The organism is Mycoplasma sp. 1890 (assembly GCF_053851615.1).
On sequence record NZ_JBSQAZ010000005.1, the window covers coordinates 1 to 12244 of the forward strand.

A 12244-nucleotide genomic window follows, 5' to 3' on the forward strand; every position below is an offset into this window, starting at 1 on the left:
TTAGGCACACAGCCAGCGTTCATCCTGAGCCAGGATCAAACTCTTAAAATTTGATTTTGGTTTTATTATATTTTTAAAAAATTAAAATTGACGTTATGGTATTCGTATCCAGTTTTCAAAGAACTACATATTAGGCACAAAAAAGTGCACTTTTATAAGTATACATTATTTTAAAGTTTTTATTATGAAAATTTTTTAATTTTTTACATTAAATAAGAACGTTTTTAAAATAAGTACCATATCATTATACATGATTAAGTTAAAAAAAATAAAATAAATTTAGCAAAATTTTTTTATATATTTTTGCTAAAAGCAAATATTACAAAAAGTTCAAGATTTAAAATAAAAAAACCTCCTTATATTTTTAAAAAATACGGAAGTTCTATAACTTATTATTATATCTTACAATATATATTTTAATTATCTACAATCTGGATATTTAGCTACATTATTGATTCAATTTTTACCTTATATTTAGGAGCGGCCTCAACCTCTACAATATCGCCGACCTTATGATTAAGAATTGCTTTGGCTAACGGAGAAGAATTAGATATTTTCCCACTAAATGGATCTGCATCTAGTGCGCCAACAATGATAATAGTTAAAACAGCATTATTTTTTAAATTTAAAGCCTTAACTGTTGAACCAATTTTAACAATATGAGAACCGGTTGTGTCTTCAACAATAATATGGGCGTTTTCTAAAATATGTTGAATTTCTAGAATTTCGTTTTCAATGGCGGCTTGCTTATCACGGGCCGAATCATATTCAGCATTCTCTGATAAATCACCTTGATTTCTAGCTTCCTTGATTTCTTCAATGACTAACGGTCTAGCTTCTTCTTGCAAATATGCTAATCTTTTTTCATATTGTTCAAGGCTCTCCTTTGTTAAATATATTTTTTTATCTTCCATCTTCTTTTTCTCCTCTTTCAACAATGTCTTTTATGTTATTTTTAGCTAAAAGTATAACACTTTTATTTTTGAATTTTAAAGTTTCATAACGCAAACCAAGATTTGCTGATATCTTCTTTAACAAATCTAAATTAATGTTTTTATTATTTTCAATAATCATTATTCCTTTTGGGTTTAAAAAGTTTATTTTAGAACTTATGGTTGATTCCAATAATTGATCTTTATTATTTAAAATTATTATTAATTCATTGTCATTTGGAAGCTTAGCAACACTTTGAATATTTTCAAATTTTAGATCCGGAAATTCATATAAAATTTTTTCATTAATACCTAAATCTATTGTTCCATTAAAAAATACTTTCTTATTAGCTAAATTTGATACTGATAAAGCAAGATAATTATCATCATCTTCTATATAAATATTATGGTAATCATTTAAATAAATGGTATTAACAACAAAACATACAAAAAAATCACTTAAATCATTATTATAAAACTTCTTAATACCGCTTAGAACCACACCATAATTAGGATTAATTTTAATAAGTTTTTCTTTTTCGCGTTCCTCATTAGGGGATAAATATTTTTTAATAGCCTTCTTCTTATAATAAAGACTAAGAACAAGAGCGACAATGGCAATTAATAAAGCTATAGCAATAGAAATAATTAATCCCGTTCTTACATTGGGAGGTATTTTGCTTGTCCCGTTAGAAATAGATGATATATATATTAATTTGCGCATAAATTATCTACCGTCTCAGCTTCAAACAAAATGTGTTCAATAGATTCGCCATTTTCATCTACTAATTCAAATTCATTAGCAAACTCTTCTAATAAATCACTTAAGATTGAAACAATCCCTTCATCTTCCACCTCTTCTAAAATATGAGATTTTGTTTGTCTAAATAGAAAAATACCTTTTTTATTAGTTAAAAATATGTATTTTTCACCATTTTCTTCAATCGAAAACAAAACTCACATTTTAACATTGTTTTCCAAAATGATTTCTCTTTCTTGTGAGAAGATAAATAATTTTTGTCGTATGTTTTTATTGTTATTTTTATTGATTTCTTCCATAAATCTAACCTTTTTTTAAATAATCCTCTAATATGATTTGGGCAGCTAATGAATCTTTTTTATTTTTTCTTTTTTTGCCGTTATATCCGGCATTATATAAAATATTTTCAGCAAATATTGTACTTTCTCTCTCGTCTTGTAAAATAACATTTATTTCAACATTGTCTTGAAGTCTTTGCTTAAATTTTTCCACCATGATTGTTCTTGGACTTCTTGAAAAATCCATTCTTGTTGGATAACCTAAGATAATTGTATCAATTTCATTCTTATATTGACTTTCATATAGTCAATATTTTACTCTCCTAATAACGTCGATAAAATGTCATTCCTCAAAATAGAGTGTTTCTAATCCAGAAGCAATTATATTATTAATATCGCTGATAGCAAAACCGCATGTTTTTGAGCCTAAATCCATAGCTAGTTTACGCATTTATTAATTCCTTAATTTCATCCATAATTATTTTAATCTGTTTAGTTGAATTAATTGATCCTTGCGATACTATTTGGTTACCGCCACCTTTACCATTAAAGTTAGAAATTATCCTTTTAAAAATCTTTGTTGAGTCATATTGTTTTGAAGCAACAATTAGAAAATAATTATCATCTTTAATTCTAGAAAGACCTATTATCAATGCATCAGCATTTGCTTCACGAATTTGCACAGCAATTTTTCTTAGTAAGCTTGCATCATTTTCATTAATTATGAATAACTTAACATTATTGCCAATTATTTCAGGATTATAAGCATTTAAATTTACTGATTCGTTATTCTTTTCTTTTAATAATTTCTTATAATCTTCTCTTAATTTACTTTCGACTTCATCATAATAATCCAACATTTTTTCTTTCTGCGATGAAAGGCTAGGAATATCTACCAAATAAGATAAATTATAATTAGATTCTAATGCTCTATTATTCTTTACCAAGGAAGACAATAATTTTTGCTTTTCTAAAATTTCATTATGTAAATGTTTATTAACATACTCTTCAGAGGTAATAACCTTCAAACGATAAATTCCAGTTCCCTTTGAATCAACAGAAACAATTTTAAAGTTCTCGATTATGCCAGAATTTTCAACGTGTGTCCCACCGCATAAATCCTTAGTAATATTTTCAAATTCAACAACTCTGACATTATTAGCATCATAATATTCAGATTCATCAATTGTCATATATGCCCCTATTTCTTGTGCTTTTTTGACTGAAGTAATAATATAATTTCTCTTAGCCTGCATTGCAATATATTCATGCATAATATGCTCAATTTTTTTAATTTCATCCTTAGTTGGCCGATGATCTAATCCGAAGTCAAATGTAAAATATTCAGGATGAATGTTTGAACCAAGTTGTTCAATAATATCATTTGTGTAAGTTCTTCTTAAAGCATGGAACATAATATGTGTTGAACTATGATTTCTAGCATAATTAATTCTTTTTTCTTTGTCCACATAACATTCAATAGGTAAATTCTTATCAATCTTTCCTTTAACATAATGAACATGATTTTGGTATTTATCTTTAAATACATCAATTATTTCAATTTTATTATTTCCTTGCATCATATAGCCAAAGTCATGATTTTGTCCACCACTAGTTGCATAAAAAGGAGTATTGTCAAGAATAACATATGAAAAATCATCATCGCTATCTACCTTATCAATTTCCTGCTCTTCATTTAGCAAATAGATAATTTTTGATCTAGACTCAAGAAATTCATAACCAATAAATTCAGAAATTTTTTTGTCAACCAGTGAAAGCGAATTAATAACCTTTTGCATCGCAGCCTTTAAGCTGCCTTTTGAACGTTCTTGATGTTCCTTTTGAAAATCATAAAATTCTTGCAAATTAATTTCGATATTCTTTTCTTTTAATATTTCAGCCGTTAATTCAATAGGGAAGCCATAAGTATCAAACATTTTAAAGGCAATTTTAGCATCAATAAAACCTTTTTTATTTAGTTCGTGTTCAAGAAGTTTTTCGCCATCTTTAATGGTTTTAGCAAATAAATTTTCCTCGTCAGAAATTACTCTTGAAACAGTTTTAACATCGATTTCATATATCAATGAGTCCTTAACAACTTGAACTAATTTATATAAAAAGGTTTTTTGTTGTATTCCTAATGATAAACCAGCGCGGTAAGCTCTTCTTATTAAACGTCTAATAATGTATCCTCTACCAACATTTGAAGGGCTAACGCCATCATTAATAGCATTCACACTTGCTCTAATATGATCCGCAATAATCTTAAATCAAGTATTAATTTTTAACTGTTCTGGCTCTTTTGTAAAATAGTTATTTATATCGTAGTGATATTTTGTTCATTCTTCTACTTTTCTAATAATAGGCAAAAATAGGTCAGTATCAAAATTAGTAGGCGCATCCTGAATAATAGAGGTTATTCTTTCTAACCCTGCACCAGTATCAATATTTTTAGTAGCTAATTCAGAGTAGTTATTTTCGCCATCATTATTGAATTGCGAAAATACAATATTTCATATTTCAATATATCTGTCATTCTCAATATCTTCTTTTAACAATTCAATGCCGCGCTTATCATATTTTTCGCCCCGGTCATAAAAAATTTCAGTATCAGGTCCACAAGGTCCTTGACCAACATCTCAAAAATTAGTATCTCTTGTTCCACTTATAAGATGGTCCTTGTTTATACCTAATTCAATTCATCTATTATATGTATCCAAATCTTCTTCATAGTATGTTATATATATTTTTTCTTTTTCGAGTTTCAATACATTAAAAATAAACTCATATCCAAATGCAATAGCTTCTTTTTTAAAATAATCACCAATAGAAAAATTTCCTAGCATTTCAAAAAAGGTGTGATGTCTTGCGGTTATACCAACATTTTCAATATCATTAGTACGAATTGATTTTTGCGAATTTGTTATTCTCTTTGCGGGCGGAACTTTTTTACCGCTAAAATAATCTTTTAATGTTGCCACACCCGAATTAATTCATAATAATGAAGGGTCATTTTGAGGTATTAAAGATTTAGATTCTACAACAAGATGTTGTTTTGAAGCAAAAAAATCAAGTCACATTTGTCTAATTTGTTTTGATGAAAGCATTTTTTTCTCCTTGTTTTATATCATTATTTGATTTATAAAAAATTCTTTTGTTTTTGTTTATAAAAAATTCTATCAATGATTGCTGCCCCTACAACTTTTTGACCATCATAAATTACAACTTGTTGTCCTGGGGTTATAGCTTCTGTTTCATTGTACATGACCGCAATTTCATTATTGTCTAAAAGTTGAATCTTACATTTGATATCTTCTTGACGATATCTAAATTTGGCCGACAGGTTTTCCTGATTATATGTTTTAGCAATTAAATTTCAATCTTTGGCAATAATCTTATCGGATAACAAATATTCTTTATGGTCCTCATTAGCAACATAAATAATTCTTTTTTTAATATTATGTCCAACAACAAAATAAGGTTTCTTAAATCCACCGAGATTTAAACCCTTGCGTTGACCAATTGTATAATACATTGCGCCGTTATGCTTCCCAACCTTATTGCTTGTGGCAATATCAATTATGTCACCTGGTTGAGCAGGAATATAATTTTCAAGAAATTTTGTGAATCTTCTTTCGCCAATAAAACAAATGCCTGTTGAATCTTTTTTAAAGGCAGTTTTTAAGTTTAGCTTCTTAGCGATTGTTCTTACTTCATTTTTTATTATATTAGCTAGAGGAAAAATAACCTTTTTTAGTTGTTCATTGTTTAATTGAGCCAAGAAATACGATTGATCCTTAGTCTGGTCAAAGGCCCGAAATAATTCCCCATCATTAGTGTATGCATAATGACCCATAGCAATATAATCGGCTTTTAATTCATTAAATGCATAATCCGAAAAAGCCTTAAACTTTATAAATTTATTACAAAAAATATCAGGATTTGGTGTACGGCCAATTTCATATTCATTAATTAGGTATTTAAAAACATTGTCTCAATATTCCTTAACAAAATCCACACGGTGTAGCTTAATATTTAGCTGATTTGCAACATCCTTTGCATCTTGATAATCTTGTTCTTGTGGACAAATATTTTGTGAAATGTCTTCATTACCTAAGAAATCATTGTTTAAAAATGAATCTCAATTTCGCATAAACAAACCTTCAACTTCATATCCTTGTTTTAAAAGTAGGTATGCGCACACACTAGAATCAACTCCGCCACTCATTCCTAAAATTACTTTTTTGCTCATTTTGCTCCAATAAAATATATTAAATTATAAAGTTTTTAACGAAATAAAAATTTATTTTATACGAAACTAGTATTATAAAAAATAAAAAGAGTCTCTATATAGACTCTTAATCAACAAACGATGTATCAAACACACCCGATATATTATGAATATTTGAAGTAGTTATTCACGCAGACTTATCTACTTTCTTAACTTGTTCCATAATAATATCTTTTTCTAAAAATAAAGCAACAGTTTCAATTTTGCCAAATTCCTCATGGCTAAATCCACCAACGCCATTGAAGATATTAAATGAGTGAGCATAACCAATCTTTTTAAATTGTTCAGCAACAATTTCCGGATATCTTGTATATATCTCAATTTTAACTTTCTTATATTTAGGATAAAACTTATTAACAAGTGTTGAAAATACTAATAAATATGAAATAGTACCTAAAATTCTTACTAAGAATAAGCCCGAATTTCAAACATGCCCTGTAATATTGCCGCTAAATTCTAATGAACCAATGATAATCGTTGATGAAGATGAAAAACAAATTGCTACCATTAAGAATACATTACCAACTGGTTTTTTATTTTTATATGCAATAAAGTTAGAAATAACTGATGTTCCTCCAATAGAACCTTTTTGTCTTCATGCAACTATAGAAGCAAATCCTTCTGAAGCACCACCCATAATGGCATAGACAAGAACCGGCCAATTTTGGCCATCATAAACACCATAAATTTTAGTATCTTTTAATAATAAAGGTATTGAACCTAAGAGTGATACTTTTCCTATTTTAAATTGTTCAACTAATGCAGAATCAGTAATATTTTTAACTATCAAATTCAAGTCTTTTGGAGCATATTGATTTTGAAAATAAGTAATAACTTCCTTAGCGCCTTTATCAAATTCAATTGTTAAATTTTCGCCTTGAAGAACTTTTAATATTTCTTTACTTTGTCCGTTGTTATATAGTTTTGAAACTACTCTCGTATCAATTCCGAAAGGAGCTCAATAGAAATTATTCTCGCCAACCGGATTATAGAATGAAATTTTTTGATTAATAAAGTTAACAATTGGATTTGATCCACGACCGTCATATTCTATATATATTAATTGAACAATAACCTGAAATAGCATTCAATAGTATGTTAAAACCATAAACATTCTCGGATTCATTCTTCAGAAAACAAACATTAATGGTAAATTAACTAATACATAAAATAAACCATAGAATTGTGCAGTAGCAGGAGCAGTAAAAGTAATAATTTGAGAAAGTGATGATGTGCCCGAAGCAATAGTTGCTGCCTTTCTAAGAAAAACAGTAATTGCTATATTGTATAAAAAAGCACTCAATAACATTCAAATAACTTTTTTAGGATATTTTTTTCATATATTAAAAATGGTTACTTGTTGTGGGTTTAAGATAGCCATTTTTTCATCATATAGAGCTTTTTTTTGCTCAACGGAGAGTTTCGTTTTTTGAATTTTTTTATCTAAGTTTTTTTGTTTTTTATCCATGATTTAATCCTCCTTTTCTTTGAAAATTTGATGTTTGTTGTTGCCGTGTTCCTTTAAGACATAGACAAATTTATTAAAGTCAGGATAAAACCCTAATTGAATAGTTTTAGTTGATCCGTGACGGTTTTTGGCAACAATAACGTTTGTTGTCGAAAACATTTCCTTTTGTTCGTTATTAGCATTTTGATCATTTTTTTTGTTTCGATAATAGTCATCGCGATGTAAAAAGATAACTCTATCGGCATCTTGCTCAATACCTCCAGATTCTCTTAAATCAGAAATTATAGGGGTTTTGTCTTCACGTTTTTCAACGCTACGGCTTAATTGACTTAAGGCAATAATAGGGCATGCTAGTTCGCGACCAAGTTGCTTTAATGAACGTGAAATCTTGGCCACTTCAAGTTGTCTATTTTCTTGCGACCTTTTTGAATTGTCTCCAATAAGTTGTAGGTAATCTATAATAACAAGATCAACCTTAGCATTTCGGGCGTATCTTTTTGATAAGGTAATAATATCCGAAATATTTAAAGTAGCAAGATCATTTAATACAATATTTCACTCGAACATGTTTTCGACAGTATGAGATAAATTTCTTTGATCATCAATACTTAATTCTTTGGTTTTAAGTTTGTAAATAGGGACAGTTGAATCTATAGAAATCATCCGCTGGACTAATTGTGGATTGGACATTTCAAGGCTAAAAAATAAAACGTTTTTCCCTTGTTTAGCTACATTATTAGCAATATTCAAAGCAAAGGCCGTTTTACCCATAGCCGGTCTAGCACCAATAATAGTTAAATCCCCACTATTTAAACCAAGCAAGCATTCATCTAATTCTGGAAAACCAAGTTGCAATCCTATTCCAATATCACTATCCTCTTTGCGCAAAATTTGTTGCATTATATTGTTTGCAACATCGCCAATTTTTTCAAATGAGGAATTAATTTCTGATATATCAATATTGATCAAGGATAATTGAATATGTGATAAAAGGTCCGACACATTAAAGGTTTTATTATCAATGGTATTTTTAATATCAACTATTAATTCATTAAGTTTATCGATTTTATATTGATCGATTATGTTTTTTACATATATTTCAATTTCACTCAAGAAACCAGCATTTTGAACCAAATAGCCAATATATTCAGGAGTATTCATATAAAATGAACCAACTAAATCAAACTGCTTTTTTTGCTCTAAGTAAACCAATAAATTAGAAAGGTCAAAATGCTCAGTAGAGTTATGCACTTCAACAATAGCAGAATATAATATTTGATGACTCTTAAAGTGAAACATTTCTGGCCTTATTAAAACAGCAATTTTCAAATATGTTTCAGGTTCAGATAAAATTAATCCCAATAAGGAGGCTTCATTATTAGCAATAGCAGTTTCTCTTGGGTTTAATGTTTGCATGCTCATTTTGCTCCCTTCATTTTATTGTTTTTTTATGTTATAAAATTATTTTTCTTCGAATATTTGAATTAATAAAATTGCATTAACTTCCGGGTGAAGCTTTACATTAATATAATGTTTTCCGAAAGTGTTATAAGAATCTTTATTTAAGGCATGAGCACTAATTTTAATATTATGTTTTATTAATTCTTTTTCAATAGCCTTGTTGGTTATTGAACCGTGGACAATATTTCCGTTCGATTTTAAAAAAAAGTTTAAAGTTATTTTTTCAATTTGCTCTTTTAAAACAATCGCTTTTTCAACTTCCCTTGCATGATCTTCGGCAATGTTTTGCTTAACTCTTTCTAAATTAGCTAGAGTTTGCTTATTCACTGGTTGAGCATAACCATTCTTTATTAAGAAATTTTTTGCAAACCCATCATTGATTTCAACAATTTCATTTGCTTTATATTTATCATATTGTTTAATTATTATTACTTTCATTTTTTACACTCACTATCGCTTGTATTAAGTTATCAACAAAAAGTTCGATATTTTCATCACTTTCAGCTGCTGCCGTGCCATAATGTCCTCCACCGTTAACTGCTTCTGCAATTAATTGAACATTAGTATCAATTCCTCTGGCTGACATCTTACATTTTTTAGTCCCAGCTAATTTGCCAATAACAAAGGCTGCTTTTCTTCCATTAACTCTTAGGATTTCATCGGCAGCAATTGAAATTACATCAGGGGAAACAAAAATGTTCTTATAAGCAATGAAATATCCAGGTTTAACCTCCTGCAAGTTTTCAAGAAGTTCTAAAACTTGTTTGAAGGTTTCTATATCTAATTTTAAAGTATTAACTGAAATTTGGATCTTAGCGCCTCATATCTCTAATAAGGCAGCTGCTGAAAAAGTCTTGGAACTTGTTTGTTTTTGAAAATTATTAGTGTCAAGATAAATGCCATTTAACAAATATTGTGCTGTGATCTCATCCATCTTGTCACCATTATTTGAAATAGCAATTATTTCACTAACAATTTCTGAGGCTGATGATGCTGATGAGTCAATATAAGTATTTTCTCTAAAAGCATATAATGGGTTTGCCCCGATTCGATGATGATCAATAATGATTATATTATCCTTTTCAATACCTTTAAATGCGTTGGGATTTTCAATTCTTGTTTCATCAGCAACATCACAAATTACTACAAGTGTTTTTTTATCATTTAATAATGTCGCTTCCTTTGGCGATATAAAGATTTGCTTGTCTAATGGACTCATATGATCATAAACGCGTTGCGTGGTTTCATCGAATGTCTTGTTTTGAATAAATGTTTCTTTTTCATAAGCTCTTGCTAATTTATGAATACCCCACGCAGAACCCAGCGCGTCAAGATCGGCGTTCTTATGACCATAAATTATAACTTTGTTAATATTCTTAGACTTTAATTTTGCAATCAAAACCTTAGAAATATAGCTAACATTAGTGCGAGACATATTGATGTTTATTTCTGAGCTAGTTCCATAATATCTTGGATGTTCATTTTTTGTTAAAACAGTTATTTGGTCTCCACCACGGGTTTTGGATTGTAATAATGCCTCTTTGGCTAATTTGTCAAGCGTTTCCAACTTGAATAAACCATATGAAAACCCACCAGACAATGTCAAGGATATACCTTTATGCAGACTCTTATTTTTAAGTTGATTAAATGCCTCAAAGTTGGTTTTTTCTAGTTGCTCAAGAGTTTCTTGATTAGTTAAAACAAAGAAACGCCCATTCTCATATTGCCGGTAAATAATATTATAACTTTTAGAAATATCATCAAACAAGGACCCAAAACTTGAATATATAGCATAAAGATCTTCTTGTGATAAGGATACTTGGTATAAATTCATATTGTCAATATGAAATTCGCCAAAAACAACACGTTGCATCTTATAATCATTTAATAAAGCTGTTTGAATAGTTATATCTTTAATCTGAACAATATTTTTTTCAAAAATAACCTGAACATCGTACTCATAGTCATCTTTTTTAAAAACAAAGTTATTATTATTCCCATCTCATTCTTCAATATTAAAAACAGTTTTTATATTTTTTCCGACTATTGATTTACCAAATTTGTTAATAACAAAGTTTGAAGCTCATATAATCCTTCCATTATTTAAAAAAATAATAGTGCCAATCCCTTGATCACTTATTTCGTTTTGAATGAACTGATTTAGGGTTTGATTTGCAATTGATGATTCTTTTAAATATCTTCTTATGATGAAAAATATAAAAACTCCAAGGCCCAATACCAAAAGCGAATAAATAACAATAATAGGGACTCTTCAATTATTAGGTAAATGGAATAATCCTACAAACAAAAGAATCATTGGTACTATAAATAAAGTAAATACTTGAATTATTAAAATGAGTAATCTTTTTTTGTCTTCTTTGTTTTTCATATGTAAAATTATACAAAAATTGATATAAAAATGGACCAATGCGCACTAAATTAAACCTAGATTATTTAATTTTTAGTAATTTCATTTTTTTGGAAAGCAACATATTTAAATACTAAAAATCAAAATGTTTGATAATATCTTGCAACCCTACTTTTTTTTCTGATGAGACTATAAAAATATTTACTTCTTTTTTAAATGTTAGCGCTTGGGTTTTTACTCTATGCCTTTGTGATTGATTAGCCTTATCAATTTTAGTAATAATAATATTAAATGGTATTTTTAAATTATTAATATACTCAATCATTTCCAAATCTATCGGCATAAACCCTATCTTGGCGTCAATTAAGAAACAAACTATCTTATCATTTGGGCTGTTGCGAAAATAATAATCTATTATTCCGCTAACTTTTTGCTGTTCTTTTTTAGACATGCTAGCATAACCATAACCAGGCAAATCAACCACAATCTTTTTATTATTAGTTTCAAAATAATTTATTAATCTTGTACGTCCTGGACTTGAAGAAGTTTTTGCTAATTTATTATTAGCTAGAGCATTAATTAACGAAGACTTTCCTACATTTGAGCGTCCTCAAAAAACAATCTCATAACTGGTAAAATCTAATCAATTTTCCTGTGAAGTTGAACTTTTTATAAATTTTCACATA

At 28.5% G+C, this 12244-nt stretch carries 11 protein-coding genes; all 11 read right to left on the bottom strand.

Annotated features, from left to right (window positions below; translation table 4 throughout):
• Positions 1-443 precede the first annotated feature (443 nt).
• The 11 genes from greA to yihA all read right to left on the bottom strand — a co-directional run bounded on the left by greA (position 444) and on the right by yihA (position 12243).
• Entirely contained in the window at positions 444-914 is a 471-nt protein-coding gene (gene greA / locus ACWXVO_RS01425; RefSeq protein WP_438340667.1) for a transcription elongation factor GreA, read from the bottom strand.
• Positions 904-1656 carry a BC85_0335 family putative methyltransferase gene (locus tag ACWXVO_RS01430; RefSeq protein ID WP_456002108.1) on the bottom strand — a complete coding sequence of 251 codons (753 nt, stop codon included), beginning with the start codon at positions 1654-1656 and terminating at the stop codon, positions 904-906. The genes greA and ACWXVO_RS01430 overlap by 11 nt, the downstream gene beginning before the upstream one ends.
• Positions 1644-1991, bottom strand: coding sequence for a hypothetical protein (locus ACWXVO_RS01435; RefSeq protein WP_438340665.1), 348 nt, complete (start codon positions 1989-1991; stop codon positions 1644-1646). Before ACWXVO_RS01435 ends, ACWXVO_RS01430 begins: the two co-directional genes overlap by 13 nt.
• 4 nt (positions 1992-1995) lie before the next feature.
• Positions 1996-2421 (bottom strand): Holliday junction resolvase RuvX, encoded by a 426-nt coding sequence (gene ruvX, locus ACWXVO_RS01440; protein ID WP_438340664.1) that lies wholly within the window; start codon positions 2419-2421, stop codon positions 1996-1998.
• Entirely contained in the window at positions 2414-5077 is a 2664-nt protein-coding gene (gene alaS / locus ACWXVO_RS01445; RefSeq protein ID WP_456002111.1) for an alanine--tRNA ligase, read from the bottom strand. The genes ruvX and alaS overlap by 8 nt, the downstream gene beginning before the upstream one ends.
• Before the next feature lie 32 nt (positions 5078-5109).
• Positions 5110-6222 carry a tRNA 2-thiouridine(34) synthase MnmA gene (gene mnmA, locus ACWXVO_RS01450; protein WP_456002113.1) on the bottom strand — a complete coding sequence of 371 codons (1113 nt, stop codon included), beginning with the start codon at positions 6220-6222 and terminating at the stop codon, positions 5110-5112.
• Positions 6223-6328: 106 nt separating this feature from the next.
• On the bottom strand, positions 6329-7729 hold the full coding sequence (locus tag ACWXVO_RS01455) for a YitT family protein (protein ID WP_455993945.1): 1401 nt from the start codon (positions 7727-7729) through the stop codon (positions 6329-6331).
• A gap of 3 nt (positions 7730-7732) precedes the next feature.
• Positions 7733-9145 (bottom strand): replicative DNA helicase, encoded by a 1413-nt coding sequence (gene dnaB, locus ACWXVO_RS01460; RefSeq protein WP_438340660.1) that lies wholly within the window; start codon positions 9143-9145, stop codon positions 7733-7735.
• A 45-nt stretch (positions 9146-9190) separates the two neighbouring features.
• The gene (gene rplI / locus ACWXVO_RS01465; RefSeq protein ID WP_438340659.1) at positions 9191-9628 is read right to left on the bottom strand and encodes a 50S ribosomal protein L9; all 438 of its coding nucleotides are present in this window, start codon (positions 9626-9628) and stop codon (positions 9191-9193) included.
• The gene (locus tag ACWXVO_RS01470) at positions 9609-11579 is read right to left on the bottom strand and encodes a GGDEF domain-containing protein (RefSeq protein ID WP_444705021.1); all 1971 of its coding nucleotides are present in this window, start codon (positions 11577-11579) and stop codon (positions 9609-9611) included. Before ACWXVO_RS01470 ends, rplI begins: the two co-directional genes overlap by 20 nt.
• A 112-nt stretch (positions 11580-11691) precedes the next feature.
• On the bottom strand, positions 11692-12243 hold the full coding sequence (gene yihA / locus ACWXVO_RS01475; protein WP_438340657.1) for a ribosome biogenesis GTP-binding protein YihA/YsxC: 552 nt from the start codon (positions 12241-12243) through the stop codon (positions 11692-11694).
• Position 12244: the final 1 nt, after the last annotated feature.